The sequence below is a fragment of the Pseudoxanthomonas sp. J35 genome (assembly GCF_000513995.1).
In the GTDB taxonomy this organism is placed as follows: domain Bacteria; phylum Pseudomonadota; class Gammaproteobacteria; order Xanthomonadales; family Xanthomonadaceae; genus Pseudoxanthomonas.
In genome coordinates, this window is record NZ_AZVB01000020.1 from 1 (window position 1) to 20,663 (window position 20,663).

General features: G+C 70.4%; 19 protein-coding genes and 1 pseudogene. 13 read left to right on the top strand and 7 right to left on the bottom strand.

Annotated features, from left to right (window positions below; genetic code table 11):
* Positions 1-149: 149 nt before the first annotated feature.
* Positions 150-527 carry a helix-turn-helix domain-containing protein gene (locus tag PSEJ35_RS16035; protein ID WP_084635518.1) on the bottom strand — a complete coding sequence of 126 codons (378 nt, stop codon included), beginning with the start codon at positions 525-527 and terminating at the stop codon, positions 150-152.
* 48 nt (positions 528-575) lie between these two features.
* On the bottom strand, positions 576-1,802 hold the full coding sequence (locus PSEJ35_RS0110705; RefSeq protein WP_037083094.1) for a citrate synthase family protein: 1,227 nt from the start codon (positions 1,800-1,802) through the stop codon (positions 576-578).
* A gap of 101 nt (positions 1,803-1,903) precedes the next feature.
* On the opposite strand from PSEJ35_RS0110705, the gene prpB reads away from it, so the two are divergent.
* From prpB to PSEJ35_RS16040, 3 genes are all read left to right on the top strand, one after another.
* Positions 1,904-2,788 carry a methylisocitrate lyase gene (gene prpB, locus PSEJ35_RS0110710; protein ID WP_028917786.1) on the top strand — a complete coding sequence of 295 codons (885 nt, stop codon included), beginning with the start codon at positions 1,904-1,906 and terminating at the stop codon, positions 2,786-2,788.
* A 52-nt stretch (positions 2,789-2,840) separates the two neighbouring features.
* Positions 2,841-4,001 (top strand): 2-methylcitrate synthase, encoded by a 1,161-nt coding sequence (gene prpC, locus PSEJ35_RS0110715; RefSeq protein WP_028917787.1) that lies wholly within the window; start codon positions 2,841-2,843, stop codon positions 3,999-4,001.
* A 175-nt stretch (positions 4,002-4,176) separates the two neighbouring features.
* Positions 4,177-4,608, top strand: coding sequence for a hypothetical protein (locus tag PSEJ35_RS16040; RefSeq protein WP_232207637.1), 432 nt, complete (start codon positions 4,177-4,179; stop codon positions 4,606-4,608).
* A 52-nt stretch (positions 4,609-4,660) separates the two neighbouring features.
* Here the strand turns inward: PSEJ35_RS16040 and PSEJ35_RS0110725 are convergent, their stop codons facing one another.
* The 4 genes from PSEJ35_RS0110725 to PSEJ35_RS0110740 all read right to left on the bottom strand — a co-directional run bounded on the left by PSEJ35_RS0110725 (position 4,661) and on the right by PSEJ35_RS0110740 (position 9,798).
* Positions 4,661-5,272, bottom strand: a complete 612-nt coding sequence (locus PSEJ35_RS0110725; protein ID WP_028917788.1) for a glutathione S-transferase N-terminal domain-containing protein — start codon at positions 5,270-5,272, stop codon at positions 4,661-4,663.
* A gap of 114 nt (positions 5,273-5,386) precedes the next feature.
* On the bottom strand, positions 5,387-5,851 hold the full coding sequence (locus PSEJ35_RS0110730) for a cell wall hydrolase (RefSeq protein ID WP_028917789.1): 465 nt from the start codon (positions 5,849-5,851) through the stop codon (positions 5,387-5,389).
* 491 nt (positions 5,852-6,342) lie between these two features.
* Positions 6,343-8,391, bottom strand: a complete 2,049-nt coding sequence (locus PSEJ35_RS0110735) for an NADPH-dependent 2,4-dienoyl-CoA reductase (protein ID WP_028917790.1) — start codon at positions 8,389-8,391, stop codon at positions 6,343-6,345.
* A 378-nt stretch (positions 8,392-8,769) separates the two neighbouring features.
* A complete protein-coding gene (locus PSEJ35_RS0110740; RefSeq protein WP_028917791.1) occupies positions 8,770-9,798 on the bottom strand; it encodes a zinc-binding alcohol dehydrogenase family protein in 1,029 nt (342 codons plus the stop codon).
* 351 nt (positions 9,799-10,149) lie between these two features.
* On the opposite strand from PSEJ35_RS0110740, the pseudogene PSEJ35_RS0110745 reads away from it, so the two are divergent.
* From PSEJ35_RS0110745 to PSEJ35_RS16045, 5 genes and pseudogenes are all read left to right on the top strand, one after another.
* Positions 10,150-11,169, top strand: a pseudogene (locus tag PSEJ35_RS0110745) (OmpA family protein); the annotation flags it as partial.
* Positions 11,170-11,425: 256 nt separating this feature from the next.
* On the top strand, positions 11,426-11,893 hold the full coding sequence (locus PSEJ35_RS0110750) for a hypothetical protein (protein WP_028917793.1): 468 nt from the start codon (positions 11,426-11,428) through the stop codon (positions 11,891-11,893).
* A 16-nt stretch (positions 11,894-11,909) separates the two neighbouring features.
* The gene (locus tag PSEJ35_RS0110755) at positions 11,910-12,728 is read left to right on the top strand and encodes a pseudouridine synthase (protein WP_028917794.1); all 819 of its coding nucleotides are present in this window, start codon (positions 11,910-11,912) and stop codon (positions 12,726-12,728) included.
* Positions 12,729-12,963: 235 nt separating this feature from the next.
* Positions 12,964-13,278 carry a hypothetical protein gene (locus PSEJ35_RS0110760; RefSeq protein WP_028917795.1) on the top strand — a complete coding sequence of 105 codons (315 nt, stop codon included), beginning with the start codon at positions 12,964-12,966 and terminating at the stop codon, positions 13,276-13,278.
* A gap of 133 nt (positions 13,279-13,411) precedes the next feature.
* The gene (locus PSEJ35_RS16045; RefSeq protein ID WP_051412650.1) at positions 13,412-13,750 is read left to right on the top strand and encodes a hypothetical protein; all 339 of its coding nucleotides are present in this window, start codon (positions 13,412-13,414) and stop codon (positions 13,748-13,750) included.
* Between the two features lie 50 nt (positions 13,751-13,800).
* Here the strand turns inward: PSEJ35_RS16045 and kbl are convergent, their stop codons facing one another.
* Positions 13,801-15,000: a glycine C-acetyltransferase gene (kbl, locus tag PSEJ35_RS0110770; RefSeq protein WP_028917796.1), complete on the bottom strand. Its 1,200-nt coding sequence runs from the start codon at positions 14,998-15,000 to the stop codon at positions 13,801-13,803.
* 171 nt (positions 15,001-15,171) lie between these two features.
* On the opposite strand from kbl, the gene PSEJ35_RS0110775 reads away from it, so the two are divergent.
* Genes PSEJ35_RS0110775 through PSEJ35_RS0110795 form a run of 5 tightly spaced genes read left to right on the top strand, consistent with a single transcriptional unit; the run spans position 15,172 to position 20,630 of the window.
* Positions 15,172-16,623: a porin gene (locus PSEJ35_RS0110775; RefSeq protein ID WP_028917797.1), complete on the top strand. Its 1,452-nt coding sequence runs from the start codon at positions 15,172-15,174 to the stop codon at positions 16,621-16,623.
* A gap of 26 nt (positions 16,624-16,649) precedes the next feature.
* Entirely contained in the window at positions 16,650-17,675 is a 1,026-nt protein-coding gene (locus tag PSEJ35_RS0110780) for a sulfate ABC transporter substrate-binding protein (RefSeq protein ID WP_037083097.1), read from the top strand.
* Positions 17,676-17,709: 34 nt separating this feature from the next.
* Positions 17,710-18,609, top strand: a complete 900-nt coding sequence (cysT, locus tag PSEJ35_RS0110785; protein WP_232207638.1) for a sulfate ABC transporter permease subunit CysT — start codon at positions 17,710-17,712, stop codon at positions 18,607-18,609.
* A gap of 49 nt (positions 18,610-18,658) precedes the next feature.
* Positions 18,659-19,576: a sulfate ABC transporter permease subunit CysW gene (gene cysW / locus PSEJ35_RS0110790; protein ID WP_028917800.1), complete on the top strand. Its 918-nt coding sequence runs from the start codon at positions 18,659-18,661 to the stop codon at positions 19,574-19,576.
* 10 nt (positions 19,577-19,586) lie between these two features.
* Positions 19,587-20,630 carry a sulfate/molybdate ABC transporter ATP-binding protein gene (locus tag PSEJ35_RS0110795; protein WP_028917801.1) on the top strand — a complete coding sequence of 348 codons (1,044 nt, stop codon included), beginning with the start codon at positions 19,587-19,589 and terminating at the stop codon, positions 20,628-20,630.
* Positions 20,631-20,663: the final 33 nt, after the last annotated feature.

Consider the following 20,663-nt stretch of genomic DNA (forward strand, 5'->3'; position numbering starts at 1 on the left):
ACCAACTGAGATGGTTGCCGCCTAACAGTTCCGTGGGGAGCTTCCCGTCAACCCGGGGTGCATGACGTCCTTGCCTTGAGCTTCAGGCATTGCTGCTTCCTCGTTGTGGTGTTGTTGCTCTGCTGCTCTGCTGCGGTGCTGCTGTTCGCTCAGTGGTCGGTGGCAACGAAAGCCAGACTGCATTTCCGTGGACGGTCTTGTTGGATCGATGTCGCCGATCCGGACCAGGGCAAAAACCGCACCCGAAGGCCTCTCTCATTCATCGGGTCGCGAACCCGGGTGTAGAGCGCGCTGCCCTCGACCAGCTTGCAGGCCCGTCCGCAGGCCTCGCGGCGCTCGCGGTAGGCCCTGCCGGCGAGCGTCGCATCGTAACGCCCGCCCTGCGCATTGCGCCGCAGCTCGCGCGCCACCGTCGACGGGAAACGACCCAGCATCCGGGCAATCGCCGCCCCGGTGCTCCCTCGGAGCGTCTCGGCCATGATCAAGCCGCGCTCCTCGGCTGACAGGTGTGTGTATGCTCGAGCCATGCCTGAACCTTAAGGGTTAGGCGTTGCACTTGGAAGTTGAGACTAGCCTCAATCGTGCGGCACGTCCGCGTCCGCGTCCGGCTGCAGGCCGGTGTAGCGGGCGCGCGGCCGGATCAGGCGGCCCAGGCTCTGCTGCTCCAGCGCATGCGCGAGCCAGCCGGCAAGACGTCCGGCGGCGAACATCGACAGCGCCGGCGCCGGTCCGAGGTCGTGGGTCCAGCAGATCGCGGCGAGCAGGAAATCGACGTTCGGCTTGCGCCCGCTGGCCTTGGCCGCCGCTTCGATCACCGCTTCGAGCAGGCACATCTTCCCCGGGTCCACCGGCGCCTCGCGCAGCATCGCCAGCAGCGCGCCGGCGCGCGGGTCGCCGTGCGGGTACAGCGCGTGGCCGAAGCCGGGCAGGTCCTCCCCGCGCTGCCAGCGGCTGGCGATGAAGCGCTCGAGGACGTGGCTGGCGCTGGCGTCCTCGACCAGGGCGAATGCGCGCGCAGTGGCGCCACCATGGCGCGGGCCGGACAGCGCGGCCAGGCCGGCGCAGACGGTGGCATGCAGGTGCGCGCCGGTGGAGGCGACCACGCGCGCGGCGAATGCGGACACGTTGAGCTCGTGGTCGGCGCACAGCACCAGCGCCGCGCGGACCAGGTTGGCGAAGGCCGCGTCGCCGGGGCGCCAGGCTTCGCCAAGCAGGTGGTGCACCGGGCCGGCCGGGCGCTGCGCGACCAGCAGCGCGGCGTTCTGCCGGAGCAGCGTCGCGGCCACCGCGCGGCGGGTGGGCTGGTCGGCCTGGAAGGAGTGGGGCACGTGCAGGGCCAGCAGCGGGATCGCCGCCATGGCCCGGCTCAGCGGCGGCAGCGAGGTGTCGCCGGCCAGCGGAGCGACCCGCGCCGGCCAGTCGCCGGGCGGGCTGGCGAACGGGTCCTGGCTGCCGCAGTCCCACAGCAGGCGGGCGGTGTCCTCGAGGGTGGCGCCGGCGTGGGCGGCGGCCACCGCCGAGCGGCCGCGGTAGTAGGGGCCGTCAGGGCGGATCAGCGAGATCCGGGTCTCCAGCACCGGCAGGCCGCGGTCCAGGCTCTGCGCGGCGCCGCGCGCCGGACCGCGGCCCAGGCGCTTGCGCTGGGCCAGCCGCTCGACGTCCTGGCGCCGGTACACCCGGCTGCGGTGGTCGTGTCCTGGGCGCGACTCGAGCAGGCCGCGGCTCACGTAGGCGTAGAGCGTGGCCGGGCTGATGCCGAGGATCCGGCAGGCTTCGCGGGCCGGGATCAGGTCGCTGTCCATACCGGAATCATTGATTGGAACGATCAAGATTGATCAACCGGTGACAGGGTGACACATTGCCGGCGTCGCGTGCACTCCCCGCGCGCGCTGGAAATCCTCCGATGGCCATCTCTTCCCCGGGCGCGAAGTTCCGCGCCGCCCTCGCCGCCGAATCCCCGCTGCAGGTGATCGGCGCGATCAACGCCAACCACGCCCTGCTGGCCAGGCGCGCCGGCTACAGGGCGATCTACCTGTCCGGTGGCGGCGTCGCCGCCGGTTCGCTCGGCCTGCCGGACCTGGGCATCAACACGCTCGAGGACGTGCTGGTCGACACCCGCCGCATCACCGACGTGTGCGACCTGCCGCTGATGGTCGACATCGACACCGGCTTCGGCCCGAGCGCGTTCAACATCGAGCGCACGATCAAGTCGCTGATCAAGGCCGGCGCCGCGGCATGCCACATCGAGGACCAGGTCGGCGCCAAGCGCTGCGGCCACCGCCCGGGCAAGGAGATCGTGAGCCAGGGCGAGATGGTCGACCGGGTCAAGGCCGCCGCCGACGCCAAGACCGATCCGGACTTCTTCCTGGTCGCGCGCACCGACGCGATCCAGGTCGACGGCGTGGACGCGGCGATCGAGCGCGCCATCGCCTGCGTCGAGGCCGGCGCCGACGGCATCTTCGCCGAGGCCGCCTACGACCTGGACACCTACCGCCGCTTCGTCGACGCGGTGAAGGTGCCGGTGCTGGCCAACATCACCGAGTTCGGCAAGACCCCGCTGTTCTCGCGCGAGGAACTGGCTTCGGCCGGCGTGGCCATCCAGCTGTTCCCGCTGTCGGCGTTCCGCGCCGCCAACAAGGCCGCCGAGAACGTGTACGAATCGATCCGCCGCGACGGCCACCAGAAGAACGTGGTCGACACGATGCAGACCCGCGAGGAGCTGTACGAGCGCATCGGCTACCACGCCTTCGAACAGAAGCTCGACGCGCTGTTCGCCGCGAAGAAGTAACGCATCCAGCCCGACGCCGAGGCGGCCGGGCCCCCGAGCCAGGAGCATGAAGATGAGCGAGACCACCGCCACCGCCACGCCGTTCAAGCCGAAGAAGTCCGTGGCCCTGTCCGGCACCGCCGCCGGCAACACCGCGCTGTGCACCGTCGGCCGCAGCGGCAACGACCTGCATTACCGTGGCTACGACATCCTCGACCTGGCCCGCGCCTGCGAATTCGAGGAAATCGCCTACCTGCTGGTCCACGGCAAGCTGCCCAACCGCGCAGAACTGGCCGGCTACAAGGCCAAGCTGAAGTCGCTGCGCGGCGTGCCGGCCGGCGTGCGCGCCGCGCTGGAACAGCTGCCGCCGTCGGCGCACCCGATGGACGTGATGCGCACCGGCGTGTCGGTGCTCGGCTGCCTGGCGCCGGAGAAGGACGACCACAACCATCCCGGCGCGCGCGACATCGCCGACAAGCTGATGGCCTCGCTGGGCCCGATGCTGCTGTACTGGTACCACTACAGCCACAACGGCGTGCGCATCGGACTGGACAGCGACGAGGATTCGATCGGCGGCCACTTCCTGTACCTGCTGCACGGCGAGAAGCCGCCCGAGTCGTGGATCAAGGCGATGCACACCTCGCTGATCCTGTACGCCGAGCACGAGTTCAACGCCTCGACCTTCACCTCGCGCGTCATCGCCGGCACCGGCTCGGACATGTACAGCTGCATCGCCGGCGCGATCGGCGCGCTGCGCGGTCCCAAGCACGGCGGCGCCAACGAGGTCGCGTTCGAGGTGCAGAAGCGCTACGAGACCCCGGACGAGGCCGAAGCCGACATACGCGCCCGTGTGGAACGCAAGGAAGTGGTGATCGGCTTCGGCCACCCGGTGTACACCGTTTCCGATCCGCGCAACGAGGTCATCAAGCAGGTCGCCCGGGAACTGTCCGCCGAGCAGTCGAACATGAAGATGTACGACATTGCCGAGCGGTTGGAGGCGGTTATGTGGGAGATCAAGAAGATGTTCCCCAACCTCGACTGGTTCAGCGCGGTCAGCTACCACATGATGGGCGTACCCACGAGCATGTTTACCCCGCTTTTCGTGATCGCCCGTACTGCCGGCTGGAGCGCCCATGTGATCGAGCAACGGATCGATGGCAAGATCATCCGGCCCAGTGCCAACTACACCGGGCCCGAGGACCAGGAATTCGTTCCGTTGGATCGGCGGGGATGAAGAGGATCACGGCAATGCGCAGACGCCTTAGGGGGGCCATGCGCGAGGTGATGTATCGAAAGACAGAGGCCGGTAGGGAAGAAATCAGCCAGAGAACGCGCAAGCTGCCGACGCAGCTGCGCACGATTTTGTTGATGGTCGATGGCCAGCGCAGCTGCGTGCGCTCATCAACGACATGAAGGCTCCACCGGATGCGCTGGAGCAGCTGGCCCTAGAGGGCCTGATCGAACTGGTGCCGGCCGGCTTCAATGCCGCCGGCGTGCTGGACGTGGTGACGCCGCGCGGGGGCGCGGCGGCGGCACCGGAGCCTGCGGAAGCGGCGGCCGTCGCCGCCCTCGAGGCGCAGGCGGTCGTCGACGCGGAGGCGACCGACGACGCCTCGGCGGCGCAGTCGGGCAAGTACATCCTGCTCTACGAGAAGATGAGCGAGGCCGTGCGCGCCCACCTCGGCCTGCGCGGCTACTTCATGCAGCTGAAGATCGAACGCTGCACGACCGCCGACGAACTGGAAGCGCTGCTGCCGGAATTCCGCGAGGCCCTGGCCAAGGGCAAGGGCGAAACCTTCGCGGCGGACTGGCTGCGCGCGTTGTCGCCGGTCGCCTCGTAGCGTCCGCGGCCGGCGCGCGCCGGCCGCGGGGTCTTTGCCGGGGCCGGCCCGCTCAGGCCAGGCCTTCGGCCTTCAACGCCTGCTGCACGCCGGCGTCGGCATCCATGCGCGCGCGGAACGCGGCCAGGTTGTCCAGGCCGGACAGGTCGACGCCGGTGCGCTCGGCCCAGCGCGTGGTGACGTACAGGTACGGATCGGCGTAGCTGCGGAAGCCGGCCAGCCAGGTGCGGCCGGCCAGCTGGCGGTCGGCCACTTCGAACAGGCTGCGCACGCGCTTGCGCGCGGCGGCCCTGAGCGCGTCGTGCTGGGCCGCGTCCTCGATGTAGTTGCCGGGGCCGAAGATCGGCTTGAACGCCGGATGCAGGTCCGAATTGACGAAGGCCAGCCAGCGGGCCGCCTCGGCGCGCTGGCGCACGCTGCCATCGCCGGCCAGGCCTGCCTGCGGGAAGCTGTCGGCCACGTAGCCGACGATGGCGGCGTTCTGGGTCAGGACGAAGTCGCCGTCGACCAGGACCGGCACCGCGCCGGACGGGTTGAGCGCGCGGAACTCCGGCGACTTCATGTAGTCGGCGTCGACCACCTGGAGTTCGAACGCCTGGCCGGTCCAGCACAGGTCGATGTGGACGGCGGTGGAGCAGGCGCCGGGCTTGGTGTAGAGCTTCATGTGTTCCCCTGCACTTGGGATGGACAAGGACCCGCGATTATCGCGGGCCGGCCATCGTTCGTGCATGGCGGGGCGGCGCAACGGCCCGTTGCACGGGCCCGGCTTGCGCGGCCGTCAGGTGCGGGGGGGCTGGGGCTTGAGGCGCTGCACCCGGTAGAAGGTGTGGTCGCCGATCGTGGCCACCTGGTAGGCATTGCTCCACGCCGGGCTCGCGATGGCATGCGCGGCGAAGTGGCTGGCGCCGGGCACGATCTCGCGGCGCTGGCCCACCGGCAGGGCCCAGTTGCGCTCGGCGCGCAGGGCCACGTCCACGGACCGGTCCCAGGCCTTGAGGTTGGCCAGGCGGGTGTTGGGCGAGACGATGGTCGGCGCGAACTGCTTGCGCGCGGTGACCACGTCGCACATCGAATTGCCCCACAGGCCGCTGTCGCGGCGACGCAGGGCGACCTCGGCGACCGCTTCCTGGCCGCGCACGCTCTGGTCGCGCGCTTCCAGGTACACGGTGGTGCTCAGGCACAACGAGTCGGCGGCCGGCTGGGGCAGGAGCTGCGACAGCCAGAGGATCCACGCCAGTTTCATATTGTCTCCTTGCTCCGTCTGCGCGACGCCTTGCCGTGGACACGGGGTCCGTGGCGGGGCGACGCGGGGCGTCATGGGGAGGCGGCCATTGGTTCCGGGGCCGCCCGGGTTGCCGGCGAATATGGAGGGCCGGCGTGGCCTGCCAGAAGGGGGGGGCAGGCCCGAGATGGCGCGCACGATAGGTGCCGGTTTCCCAACGGAAACTGAACGAGCCAGCTTGAAATGAGCTCCGGGCATGGGCTCCGGAAATGAGACGCGCGGAAAATCTCCTGCGTATTCAGTCGGTTGCGCAAAACGGATGCCGCCGCCCCCGGCGGCCATCACGGCTGAACGACGACGCCTTCACCCCGAACCCACGTGGAGGCGGGGCCGGGAAGCCCCTCTCCCGCCGGGAGAGGAGCCGGTGGAGAGGCCGGCGCCGAAACAGACCGCCCCGGTAGAGTCGGGCTTGCCCGACTGCCAGCGCATGAGCTCCCGCGCCCTCAGCGCCCTCAGAGCCTTGCCGCCAGCCGGCTCCCCTGGTCGATCGCGCGCTTGGCATCCAGCTCCGCGGCCACGTCCGCGCCGCCGATCAGGTGCACCGGGACCGTGGTGCCGGCGGCCTGCAGCGCGGCCTGCAGGTCGCGGCGCGGCTCCTGGCCGGCGCAGACGACCACCGTATCCACCGGCAGCCACTGCTCGGCGCCGTCCACCCGCAGGTGCAGGCCCTGGTCGTCCACGCCCAGGTACTCGACCCCGCCGAGCATTTTCACGCCCTTGGCCTTGAGCGTGGCGCGGTGGATCCAGCCGGTGGTCTTGCCCAGCCTGCGGCCGGGGCGGCCGGGGCTGCGCTGCAGCAGCCAGACCTCGCGTGCCGGCGGTTCCGGGCGCGGCGGGACCAGGCCGCCGCGGCTGCCACCGTCGAAATCCACGCCCCATTCGGCGCGCCAGCGTTCGCCGTCCAGGCTGGGCGACACCCCCTCGTGGACCAGGAACTCGGCCACGTCGAAGCCGATGCCGCCGGCGCCGATGATCGCCACCCGGCGGCCGGGCACGGTGCGGCCGGTGAGCACGTCGATGTAGCCGGCGACCTTGGGGTGGTCGGCGCCGGGGAAGTCGACCCGGCGCGGCACGATGCCGGTGGCCAGCACGATCTCGTCGAAGCCGGCCAGTTCCGCCGGGGTGGCGACGGTGCCCAGGCGCAGCTCCACCCCGGTTTCGGCGATGCGTTCGCCGAAGTAGCGCAGGGTCTCGTTGAATTCCTCCTTGCCCGGGATGCGCCGGGCGAGGTTGAACTGGCCGCCGATCGCGTCGGCCGCGTCGAACAGGGTCACCGCATGGCCGCGCTGCGCGGCGACGGTGGCGCAGGCCAGGCCGGCCGGGCCCGCACCGACCACCGCGATGCGCTTCTTATATGTAGTGGGCAGGTAGTTGAGTTCGGTCTCGGCGCCGGCCCGCGGGTTGACCAGGCAGCTGGCGACCTTGCCGACGAAGATGTGGTCCAGGCAGGCCTGGTTGCAGGCGATGCAGGTGTTGATCGCCCGCGCGCGGCCGGCGCGGGCCTTGTTCGGCCATTCCGGGTCGGCCAGCAGCGGGCGCGCCAGCGAGACCATGTCGGCCTGCCCGCCGGCGAGGATCGCCTCGGCCACGTGGGGCATGTTGATGCGGTTGACCGCCACCAGCGGAAGGGAGACGTGCGGCTTGAGCCTGGCGGTGATCCCGGCGAAGGCAGCGCGCGGCACCGAGGTGGCGATGGTCGGCACCCGCGCCTCGTGCCAGCCAATGCCGGAATTGATGATCGTTGCGCCGGCGGCCTCCACGGCCTTGGCCTGGGCGACGACCTCGTCCCAGGCGTTGCCGTCCTCGACCAGGTCCAGCAGCGACAGCCGGTAGATGAGGATGAAGTCCGGGCCGCAGGCCTCGCGCACCCGGCGCACCGTCTCCACCGCGAAGCGCATGCGCTTCTCCGCGCTGCCGCCCCAGGCGTCGTTGCGGCGGTTGGTGCGCGGCGCGGTGAACTGGTTGATCAGGTAGCCCTCCGAGCCCATCACCTCGACGCCGTCGTAGCCGGCCTCGCGGGCGCGGGCGGCGGCGCTGGCGAAGGCGCGGATCTGGCGTTCGACGCCGCGGGCGGTGAGGGCGCGCGGGGTGAAGGGGCTGATCGGTGCCTTCAGCTTCGACGGCGCCACCACCAGCGGGTGGAAGCCGTAGCGGCCCGAATGCAGCAGCTGCATGCAGATCTTGGCGCCGTGTCCGTGGACGACGGCGGTGACCTGGCGGTGGCGGGCCACTTCCCAGGGCCAGGACAGCTTGCCGCCGAACGGGGACAGCCAGCCTTCCACGTTCGGGGCGAAGCCGCCGGTGACGATCAGGCCGGCGCCGCCGGCGGCCCGCTCGGCGAAGTAGGCGGCCAGCTTCGGGAAGTCGCGGGCGCGGTCTTCCAGGCCGGTGTGCATGGAGCCCATCAGCACGCGGTTGCGCAGCGTGGTGAACCCCAGGTCCAGCGGCTGGAACAGGTGCGGGTACGGGGTGGCGGAAGCGGCGGTTGCAGCTGGCGTCATGGCGGATACGCATGCGTACGGATCGCGCATCCTCCCGCCAAACTTCTCCCATGGCAAGCGTCGACCCCCGTACCCTCTCTCCCCGCGGGAGAGGGGCAGGGGAGAGCGCCGGTTGTTACCTGTACTGCTGGAAGTCGCGCAGGAATTCGAAAGCCCGGTGTTTCCGCTGCCGGCCTGGGACACCAGCGCCCAGACCGGCGCAGGCACCTTTCCGATGGAAGCCTGCGCCGGTTTTCCCGTGCGGCCAGCGAATATCGCCGCTCAGGGAACCGGGCGATGGATTTCACGGCCTGTGAAAAATCCGCGCCGCAGAATCGCGGCGTCTCGCTCCGGTTATCCAGCCACGGTTCCGGCGTTCGGGCCAGCGGACTCCCGCCCTCAGTCCCACCCCACCAGCACCAGCTTGCCGATGGTGGCGCCGGATTCCATGCGGCGGTGGGCCTCGCGCAGGTTGGTTGCGTTGATCGGCCCCAGTACCTCGGTAAGGGTGGTGCGCAATTCGCCGGCCTCGACCAGGCTGCCGGCGCGGGACAGGATGCGGTGGTGGCAGATCATGTCGGCGGTGCGGAATTTCGGCCGGGCGAACATGAACTCCCAGTGGATGCCGATGCACTTGGCCTTGTACGGGTTGCCGATGCGCAGCGCGCCGGTGGGCTCCACGACCAGGCCGACATGGCCCTGCGGCGCCAGCAGTTCGCCCAGCGGCTCCCAGTAGCGGTCGGTGTCGGCCAGGTTGATCGCCGCCTCGACGTTGTCGAAGCCCAGCGCCTGCAGCTGCGGCGCCAGCGGCTGGCGGTGGTCGACCACGTGGTGCGCGCCCATCTGCTCGCACCACTGCCGCGTCTGCGGACGCGAGGCGGTGGCGATCACCTTGAAACCGGCGCGCCGGGCCAGCTGGATCGCGATCGAGCCGACCCCGCCGGCACCGGCGATGACCAGCAGGCTGCGCCCGTTTTCCTCGGCGTCGAAATCGAACGGCATGCGTTCGAACAGCAGTTCCCAGGCGGTGATGGTGGTCAGCGGCAGCGCCGCGGCCTCGGCGAAATCCAGGGTGGTGGGCTTCGGCCCGGCCAGGCGCTCGTCGACCAGCTGGTACTGCGCATTGCAGCCGGGACGGGTGACGTCGCCGGCGTAATAGACCTCGTCGCCGGGCTGGAACAGCTCCACTTCCCCGCCCACCGCCTCGACCACGCCGGCGGCGTCGAAACCGAGGATCCGCGGCGGATCCAGGATCGCCGGCGCGCCGGCCTTCGGCGCCCGCAGCTTGGCGTCGACCGGGTTGACCGAGACCGCCTCGACGCGGACCAGCAGGTCGCGCGGGCCGGGCTGGGGCCGCGGCAGGCGCAGGTCCTGCAGCGCGTCCGGGTCGTCGATCGGCAGGTGGCGGGTCAGGGCGACGGCTTTCATTTCCTCGGCCATGGCGGTGTCCGGTCTGGGGGAAGAAAGCGACCGAGTATGCGCCGGCCGGGCATAAAGGTGGCCGCCGGACTCCGCGCCATGCGTTTGCCCGTTTCCAGACCCCGGGGAAACCCTTGGAACGCTTGCGCATCCGGGGCGCAATAAGCAGAGTGAGAACGGATCGACGGTTTTCACATGTTATGTTACTGTTAACACTGTCTTCACCTGGTCCCGAATAGGCTTCCGCGGGACGACGTGCAGCACGGCCGTCTGGATGTCTGCCGCAAAGATTCGTTTTCGTATTGATGCGTTAAATCGGCAATCCGGTTTCCAAACCCCGAATCAGCAAGGAGCTACACGATGAACAAGAAACTTCTGACCGCTGCGCTGCTCGGCGGCCTCGCCGTTGCGCAGGCTGCTTCCGCGCAGGAGTTCGACGACCGCTGGTACCTGACCGGTTCGGCGGGATTCAACTTCCAGGACAGCGACCGCGGCACCGAGGACGTTCCCTTCCTGACCCTGGGCATGGGCAAGTTCATCAGCCCGAACTGGTCGCTCGATGCCGAGCTGAACCACCAGAACCCGGGCCTGAACAGCAACAAGCACCTCAACTGGAGCCAGTACGGCGTCTCGCTGGATTTCCGCCGCCACCTGATCCAGGAAGGCCGCGCGTACAACCCGTACTTCCTGTTCGGCGTCGGCTACCAGCGCGCCGAGGAAGAGTGGGACGCGTTCCCGAGCCCGGATTCGCCGCAGCAGCGCGAGGAAGGCAACCTGGCCGCCAAGGTCGGCGTCGGCCTGCAGACCACCTTCGACAGCCGCGTCGCCGTGCGCGCTGAAGTCGCCTACCGCGCCGACTTCGACGACCGCAGCGTCAACGCCCCGAACGAAGACTGGTTCGGCGACGTCCTGGCCTCGATCGGCCTGGTGATCCCGCTGGGCCCGGCCCCGGTCGCCGCCCCGCCGCCGGCTCCGACCCCGGTCGCCCCGAGCTGTGCCGACCTGGACGACGACGGCGACGGCGTCAACAACTGCGACGACAAGTGCCCGGGCACCGCTGCCGGCACCATCGTCGGTCCGGACGGCTGCCCGGTCCCGGTCTCGATCGACCTGAAGGGCGTGAACTTCGACTTCGACAAGGCCACCCTGCGTCCGGACGCCCTGGCGATCCTGGGCGAGGCGACCGAGATCCTGCGTCGTTATCCGGAGCTGCGCGTTGAAGTCGCCGGCCACACCGACCTGTGCGGTCCGGACGCCTACAACCAGAAGCTGTCGGAGCGTCGCGCCAAGACCGTGTACGACTACCTGACCAGCAACGGCATCGACGCCTCGCGTCTGGCCGGTCCGGTTGGCTACGGCGAGAGCCGTCCGCTGGAGCCGACCCCGCAGACCCTGCCGGGCTGCAAGAGCGAGACCAACCGCCGTACCGAGCTGAACGTCCAGAACTGATCGGACGCCAAGCTGCAAGACCACAAGGCCCGGCATCGCCGGGCCTTGTTTTTTTCCGGGCGGCGGCGCGGCGCCGCGCGCGAAAACGTGCGCGCGCTGGCAACTGCACGCTCCGGCCTGCATTCGTCCTTGAATCGACCCCGGGCGCTGCCTACACTCGGTCGCATTCCTGTCCTGGAGCATCCCCATGCGCGCTCTTGCCGCCGCCTTCTTCGGCCTCGCCCTCATGCCGGCCGCCGCGATCGCCGCGCCGGACTGCTCCGGCTCCTCGCTGCAGCAGCCACTGCCGCTGGCGTCGACCGCGGTCGTGCCGGTGGCCATGGAACTGGGTTCGCGTACCTCGCAGCTGGGCATGCCCAGCGGCGTGCTGACCCCGGAGTTCGACAGCGCGCAGTCGCTGGACCGCGTGCTGCTGCGCCTGCGCATCGAGAACTGCCGCAACGTCGCCAAAGCGCTGCCGGCGGCCTACAAGCCGAAGACCGAGTTCGACAACACGCCGTGGCGCTTCAACATGACCCAGGACGGCAAGCGCATGACCGTCGACGAGTTCGAGGCGTGGATGAAGGCCCGCGGCGCGCGCGTGGCCACCGGCAAGCCGACCACCGCCACCCCGGCGGCCGCGCCTGCGGCAGCGACCGCGGCGCCGGCGAACTGAACCTTCCCGGTCTGCCATGAAGGGCGGGACGCGCTCCCGTCCGCCGGGGCCAAAGCCTTCGGGTAAACCCGCCGATGCACCGCGCCGGCATGGCCTGGCGCGGGTGCTGTCGAAGGCGGGCGTGTGTTCGCGCAGCGAGGCCGAGCGCTGGGTCCGTGCCGGGCGCGTGCGCGTTGGCGGCCGCGTGGTCCTCGATCCGGAGCATCCGATCGATGACGGCATGCGCCGGGTCCAGGTCGAAGGCCTCGACGCCCAGCCGCCGCGGCGACATTACCTGGTGCTCAACAAGCCGCGCGGCCTGGTCACCACCGCGCGCGACGAGCGTGGCCGCGACACGGTCTACCGCTGCCTCGACGGCAGCGGCCTGCCATGGCTGGCGCCGGTCGGGCGGCTGGACAAGGCCAGCGAAGGCCTGCTGCTCTTCAGTAACGATCCGGAGTGGGCGGCGCGGGTACTGGATCCGCAGCACGGCCCGGAGAAGACCTACCACGTGCAGGTCGACCAGGTGCCCGATGCGGCGCTGCTGGCGGCGCTGTGCGAGGGCGTGGGGGAAGAGGGCGAGCGGCTGCGTGCGAGGTCGGCGGTCTTGTTGCGCAGCGGCACGCGCAATGCATGGCTGGAGATCGTGCTCGACGAGGGCCGCAACCGGCAGATCCGCCGCCTGCTGGCGGCCTTCGGGGTTGGCGTGATGCGCCTGGTGCGGGTGGCCATCGGCGACCTGCAGCTGGGCACGCTGGGCAAGGGCCAGTGGCGGGAACTCGACGCGGGCGAACGCGATGCGCTGGCGCCGGCCTCCGCCGATGCCGGCGAATCCGCACGCGGCGCCGCGAACTGAATCCGCCGTCATTTCCCGCGTCCCCGGAAGCGGGGAGGGGACGGACTTTCCACCGCGCACGCTTGCCAGCTTTCTTCCGCATTAACGGCTTCCCGGCCCGCCATCGCCGCCGACGCTGGCGTCGCGCATCCAGCGCCTAGACTGCGGTATCGCCCGCGGCTCCCCCATGCGCCCACGCACATCCGGCGTGGGAGTCGGGCAAGCCCGACTCTACGGGCGCACCGCCGGAGCCGCCATGCCCACGACAATCGCGCCCGCACGCCTTCTGGCCACGCTTGCACTCGCCGCACTGGTGGCCGGCTGCGCCGGCAACCGTGTCCGCGAACCGGTGGTGGCCGAGGTCGTGGAGGAGGATCCGGAAGCGGTCATCCTGCTCGACCCGGACGACCCGTACGCCTACCGCTTCGACATGGAGCAGGAGGGGGTGCAGATGACCGCCGACGACTTCGATGCCTGGATGAAGCGCCATGGCATGAAGATCAGCAAGGGCGCGCCCGCCATGGCGCTGCCCGATCCGCCCCCGGCCCTGCCGGAACCGCCGGCGGACTGAGCGCGGGCGCACGCTTCGCGCGGGACGCCGGTGGCAAGCTGCGAATCCGCTTGGGCGCCGGGGCTTGCAGGCATGTTTTTCCGCTCCCGGACGAGGCTAGACTCGCCTCGCCGCATCTCCGGGGGAAGTCCGTATGTCCAGCACCGAACGCGTCGTCCGCGCCTGGCTGATCCTGTCCGCCACGGCCATGCTCGCCGCCTGCGCCAGCATCCGCGAACAGCCCGGCGCGCAGGCCGCACAGGCCGTGCCAGCGCCGGCCGCCAAGGCGGCCGATGCGAAGGACGCATACACCTACCGCTTCAACATGACCCAGAACGGCAAGGCCATGAGCGCCGACGACTTCGACGACTGGATGAAGGCCCGTGGCCTGCGCGTGTCCAAGGGCCCGGAAGAGGGCAAGAAGGACGGCAAGCTCGTCGCGCAGAACCCGGACAGGAACAAGTCGAAGAGCCGCGACAAGGGCTCCGACTGAACCGCGGCGCATGAGGGCGGGGCGCGCCGGAGTCCGGCACGCCCCTGTCGTCAGCCCTTGATGACGGCCAGCTCGCGGCCGATGCGGGTGAACGCGTCGATCGCCCGGTCCAGCTGCTCGCGCGTATGCGCGGCGCTCATCTGCGTGCGGATGCGCGCCTGGCCCTGCGGCACCACCGGGAAGAAGAAGCCGATCGCGTAGATGCCTTCCTCGAGCAGGCGCCCGGCGAAGCGCTGCGCCAGCGGCGCGTCGTACAGCATCACCGGGCAGATCGGGTGCACGCCCGGCTTGATGTCGAAGCCGGCGGCGGTCATGCGCTCGCGGAAGTACGCGGTGTTTTCCTGCAGGCGGGTGCGCAGCTCGCCGGCGGAGGACAGCATCTCGAACGCCTTGATGCCGGCGGCGACCACGTGCGGCGGCAGCGAGTTGGAGAACAGGTACGGGCGCGAGCGCTGGCGCAGCAGCTCGATCACTTCCCTGCGCGCGGTGGTGAAGCCGCCCAGCGCGCCGCCCATGGCCTTGCCCAGGGTGCCGGTGAAGATGTCGATCTTGTCCATCACGCCCTTGACCTCGGCCGAACCGCGGCCGGTGGCGCCGAGGAAGCCGGTGGCGTGGCATTCGTCGATGTGCACGAGGGCGTCGTACTTGCGCGCCAGCGCGGTGATCCCGTCGAGCGGGGCGATGAAACCGTCCATCGAGAACACGCCGTCGGTGGTGATCATGACCGTGCGCGCGCCGTCGGCGCGGGCCTGCTGCAGCTGCTTCTCCAGGTCGGCCATGTCGCAGTTGGCGTAGCGGTAGCGCTTCGCCTTGCACAGGCGCACGCCGTCGATGATCGAGGCGTGGTTGAGCGCGTCGGAGATGATCGCGTCGTTCTCGTCCAGCAGCGGCTCGAACAGGCCGCCGTTGGCGTCGAAGCAGGCCGCGTAGAGGATCGTGTCCTCGGTGCCGAAGAACTCCGCGATCTTCGCCTCCAGCTGCTTGTGCAGGTCCTGGGTGCCGCAGATGAAGCGCACCGAGGCCATGCCGAAGCCGTGGCTGTCGAGCGCCTCCTTGGCCGCCGCGATGATGCCCGGGTGGTCGGCCAGGCCCAGGTAGTTGTTGGCGCAGAAGTTGAGGACCTTGCGCCCGTCGGCCAGCTCGATCTCGGCCGACTGGGGGCTGGTGATGATCCGTTCGGCCTTGAACAGGCCCTGCTGGCGCAGGCCTTCGAGCTGGGTGGCGTAGCGGGCGAGGGCGGCCTCGGACATCACAGATCCTTGTTCGGAAAGGGAAAGCGCCCATTCTAAGCCGGCCGCCCGGGCCACGCCGGCTTAATGGCCATCGGCTATAAGGGGTGGCCCCTGATTCATTTCCCGTGGTCAAGCTGAATAGGGACTATCCTGTTACCGGCCATGGGCCATGACGCAGGGGCAAGGGCAATGCAGCGACACAATCGAGTGCAGGGTGCCGGCGGGAGGTCGCCGCTGTGGCTGACCGGGGCGCTGGCCTGCGCCTTGGCGGTGCCGGCGGCGGCCCAGCAGCAGGCGCCGACCCTGGAGGAGCTGGCGCGACGGCTCGCACAGCTGGAGCAGCGCTACGGCGCAGGCACTGCCGCAGCGGAAGGTGGGGAAGAGGGGCTCGACCTGGCCGCGCTGGACCAGCGCCTGCGCGCGCTGGAACGCAACCTCGAGCTGCAGGAGGAGGCGCGCCAGGCCAGGGAGAAGGAAGCCCCGGTAGTGGCGGTCGGCAGCCGTGGCGCCTCGCTGAAGTCGGCCAACGGCGACTACGAGTTCCGCTTCCGCGGTCTGCTGCAGGGCGACGGCCGCTTCTTCAACAGCGGCGCCCCCGGTGCCAACGACACCTTCCTGCTGCGCACCGCGCGCCCGACCATCGAGGGCACGCTGGGCAAGTGGATCGGCTACCGCTTCACCCCGGAATTCGCCGGCGACAGCGCCAGCATCGTCGACGCCTACGCCGACCTGAAGTTCTCGCCGGCCGCCACGGTGCGGCTGGGCAAGTTCACCTCGCCGGTCGGCCTGGAGCGGCTGCAGTCCTCGTCCGCGCTGTCGGCGGTGGAGCGCGGCATCGCCAGCGAGCTGGCGCCCAACCGCGACATCGGCGTGCAGCTGCAGGGCGAACTGGCGAAGGGCACGGTGTCCTATGCGGTCGGCGTGTTCAACGGCGCGGTCGACGGCCGCGACGCGGTCACCACCAACCCGGACGACGAGTTCGAGTACGGCACGCGCCTGTTCTTCGAGCCGTTCCGCAACGACCCGGGCTTCTGGTCCGGGCTGGGCTTCGGCATCGGCGGCAGCGTCGGCGACGTCAGCGGCAGCGGCAACAACTTCCTGCCGCGCTACCGCACCCCGGGCCAGCAGCAGTTCTTCGGCTACCGCGGCACGGTCGCCGCCGATGGCCGCCGCACGCGCTGGTCGCCGCAGGGCTACTTCTACCGCAACCGCTTCGGCGTGCTGGCCGAGTACATCGAGTCGGCGCAGGAAGTGGCGGTGGCCGGCACCCGCGCCGAGCTCGAGCACGACGCCTGGCAGGCCACGGTCAGCTGGGTCCTGACCGGCGAGGACGCCTCCTACCGCGGCGTGGCCAAGCCCGCCAGCCCGTTCAACCCGGGCAAGGGTGGCTGGGGCGCGTGGGAACTGGTCGGCCGCTACGGCGAGCTGGACGTCGACGCCGCCGCCTTCCCGCTGTTCGCCGATCCTGCGGTGTCGGCGCGCGGCGCCCAGACCTGGACGGTGGGCGTGAACTGGTACCTCAACAGCAACCTCAAACTGGTCGCCAACTACCTGCAGACGAGCTTCGACGGCGGCGCCGCCGGCGGCGCGGACCGCAGGGACGAGAAGGCGGTGTTCACCCGGCTGCAGGTCGCGTTCTGACCTGGCGCCACAACCGGAGCATGCACATGAAGAAGTCCAACCTGCGCAGGTCCGCGATCCGGATCGGTGCCGCCGTCTTCGGCCTGGTGCTGGCCGTGGGCGCGCTGGCCAAGGACGCGCAGCTGCTCAACGTCTCCTACGACCCGACCCGCGAGCTGTACCGCGAGTTCAACGCCGTCTTCGCCAGGCACTGGCAGGCGACCAAGGGCCAGAAGGTGGCGATCGAGGCCTCGCACGGCGGTTCGGGCAAGCAGGCCCGCGCGGTGATCGACGGCCTGGAGGCCGACGTGGTCACCCTGGCCCTGGCCTACGACATCGACTCGATCGCCGAGCGCTCGAAGCTGCTGCCGGCCAACTGGCAGCAGCGGCTGCCGGAGAACAGCGCGCCGTACACCTCGACCATCGTGTTCCTGGTGCGCAAGGGCAACCCGAAGAACATCAAGGACTGGCCGGACCTGCTGCGCTCCAACGTAAAGGTCATCACGCCCAACCCCAAGACCTCTGGCGGCGCGCGCTGGAACTACCTTGCCGCCTGGGCCTTCGGCCTGAAGATCTTCAAGGGCGACGAGGACAAGACCCGCAACTTCGTCGCCGCGCTGTTCCGCAACGTGCCGGTGCTGGATACCGGCGCGCGCGGCTCGACCACCACCTTCGTCCAGCGCGGCATCGGCGACGTGCTGCTGGCCTGGGAGAACGAGGCGTTCCTGTCGATCGAGGAGCTGGGCCCGGACAAGTTCGACATCGTCGTGCCCTCGCTGTCGATCCTGGCCGAGCCGCCGGTGGCGCTGGTCGACCGCAACGTCGACAAGCACGGCACCCGCGAGGTCGCGCAGGCCTACCTGCAGTACCTGTACTCGCCGGAAGGCCAGCGGATCGCGGCGAAGAACTACTACCGCCCGCGCTATCCGCAGCATGCCGACCCGGCCGACGTGGCGCGCTTCCCCAAGGTCGAGCTGGTGACCATCGACCAGGTGTTCGGCTCCTGGGCCGCGGCGCAGAAGAAGCACTTCGCCGACGGCGGCGTGTTCGACCAGATCCAGGCGAAGAAGTGACCGGCGGCCGCCACCCGATGCAGCGGAACGACCCATGAGTTCGAACCCGGCCCTCCCGCGCCGGGACGCCACGCCGCCGCCGGGCGGCGTGGCCGTGCGTGCGCGCCGCCGTCGCCGCGTCGTCCCGGGCTTCGGCCTGAGCCTGGGCTACACGCTCACCTGGCTGGGCCTGATCGTGCTGATCCCGCTGGCCGGCGTGTTCGTGTATTCCTCGCAGCTGGGCTGGGACGGCCTGTGGCGCGCCTGGACCGAGCCGCGGGTGCTGGCGGCGTTGAAGATCAGCTTCGGCACCGCGCTGGCGGCGGCGGCGTTCAACGCGGTGATGGGCACGCTGGTGGCGTGGGTGTTCGTGCGCTACCGCTTCCCGGGCCGGCGCCTGTTCGACGCGATGATCGATCTGCCGTTTGCCCTGCCCACCGCGGTGGCCGGCATCGCCCTGACCGCGCTGTACGGCCCAACCGGCTGGATCGGCCGCTGGCTGGAGGCGGCCGGGATCAAGGTCGCATACACCCCGCTGGGCATCACCGTGGCGCTGGTGTTCATCGGCCTGCCGTTCGTGGTCCGGGTGGTGCAGCCGGTGCTGGCCGAGGTCGAGCGCGAGCTGGAGGAGGCGGCGGCCACGCTCGGCGCCAGCCGTTGGCAGATCGTGCGCAAGGTGGTGCTGCCGGCGACCTGGCCGGCGGTGCTGGCCGGCTTCGCCCTGGCCTTCGCCCGCGGCGTGGGCGAGTACGGCTCGGTGATCTTCATCGCCGGCAACATCCCGCAGGTGTCGGAGATCGCGCCGCTGCTGATCACGATCAAGCTCGAGGAATTCGACTACGCCGGCGCGACCGCGATCGCGGTGGCGATGCTGCTGCTGTCGTTCGCGCTGCTGCTGGTGATCAACACCCTGCAGTCGCGGCTGGCCCGCCGCGAGCGCGGCAGGGGGAACTGACATGGGTGGTACAGTGCATGGCGTCCTTGCCGTAGACGCGGGTGAGCAGGTGCTGGAGCGCAGACACGGTCGCAGTTCCGCCAGGCCGGCCTCGCCGACCACCGAGCCGCGCTGGGTGCAGGTTCTGCTGATCCTGGCCGCGCTGGGCTTCCTGCTGGCCTTCCTGCTGCTGCCGCTGGTGCTGGTGTTCGCCGAGGCGCTGCGCGGCGGCGTGGAGGCGTTCGCCCGCGCCGTCACCGACCCGGACGCGATGGCGGCGATCCGCCTGACCCTGCTGGTGACCGCGATCGTGGTGCCGCTGAACCTGGTGTTCGGCGTGGCCGCGGCCTGGGTGGTGACCAAGCACGAATTCCCCGGCAAGCGCTGGCTGGTGACCCTGATCGACCTGCCGTTCGCGGTGTCGCCGGTGGTGGCCGGCCTGATCTTCGTGCTGATCTTCGGCGCGCAGGGCTGGGCCTGGCCGCTGATCGACGAGGGCTGGCGTGGCAGCCTGCCGCTGCTGGGCGAGGTCCACCTCCACCTGCCGAAGATCATCTTCGCCCTGCCGGGCATCGTCCTGGCCACGGTGTTCGTGACCTTCCCGTTCATCGCCCGCGAGCTGATGCCGCTGATGGAGCAGCAGGGCACCGACGAGGAGCTGGCCGCGCTGAGCCTGGGCGCCAGCGGCTGGCAGGCGTTCTGGCGGGTCACCCTGCCCAACATCCGCTGGGCGCTGCTGTACGGCGTGCTCCTGTGCGGGGCACGGGCGATGGGCGAGTTCGGGGCGGTGTCGGTGGTCTCCGGCCACATCCGCGGCCGCACCAACACGCTGCCGCTGCACGTGGAGATCCTCTACAACGAATACGCGTACAGCGCCGCCTTCGCCGCCGCTTCGCTGCTGGCCCTGAGCGCGCTGGTCACGCTGGTGCTGAAGACCTGGCTGGAGTGGCGCCACGGCGAATCGCTGGCCGCCAACCACCGCCATTGAGGACGACCCGATGACGATCAAGATCGAGAACCTGCGCAAGCGCTTCGACGCCTTCCCGGCGCTGGACGGGATCGACCTGGAGATCCGCCAGGGCGAACTGCTGGCGCTGCTGGGGCCGTCGGGTTCGGGCAAGACCACCCTGCTGCGGGTGATCGCCGGCCTCGAGCATCCGGACGCCGGCCGCGTGCTGTTCGGGGGCGAGGACGCCACCGGGCTGGGCGTGCAGGAGCGCCGGGTGGGCTTCGTGTTCCAGCACTACGCGCTGTTCCGCCACCTGACCGTGGCCGACAACATCGGCTTCGGCCTGAAGGTGCGGCGCGGCAGGGAGCGCTGGCCGAGGGCGAAGATCGACGCGCGGGTGGAGGAGCTGCTCTCGCTGGTGCAGCTGCAGGGCCTGGGCGGGCGCTATCCGGCGCAGCTGTCCGGTGGCCAGCGCCAGCGCGTGGCCCTGGCGCGCGCGCTGGCGATCGAGCCGCGCGTGCTGCTGCTGGACGAACCGTTCGGCGCGCTGGACGCGCAGGTGCGTCGTGACCTGCGCGGCTGGCTGCGCGAGCTGCACGAGCGCACCGGCCTGACCACGGTGTTCGTCACCCACGACCAGGAAGAAGCGCTGGAACTGGCCGACCGCGTCGCCATCCTCAACCATGGTCGCATCGAGCAGCTGGGCACGCCGGCGGACGCCTACGACCGCCCGGCCTCGCCGTTCGTGTACTCGTTCGTCGGCGCGGTGAACCGCCTGCGTGGACGCCGCCAGGGCGAGCGCATCGAGGTGGCGGGCCTGGCCCTGCCGGCGCCGGTGGACAACACGCCGGCCGAGGGCGAGCTGGACCTGTTCGTGCGTCCGGAGGACCTGCGCGTGGGCGAGGGCGGCTGGTCGGCGACGGTGGTGGCCGCGCAGCGCAGCGGTCCGCGCATGCGGGTCCGCGCGCGCCTGGACGAAGGCGAGGGCCAGGAGCTGGAGATCGAACTGCCGGTGGATGCCGGTCGCGTGCACACCCCGGGCAGCCGCGTCGGCCTGCTGCCGGTGCGCTTCGGCGCCTTCCCCGCGGGCTGAGCGCGGCCCGTCGTGGCCCGCGCGTCGCCGCCG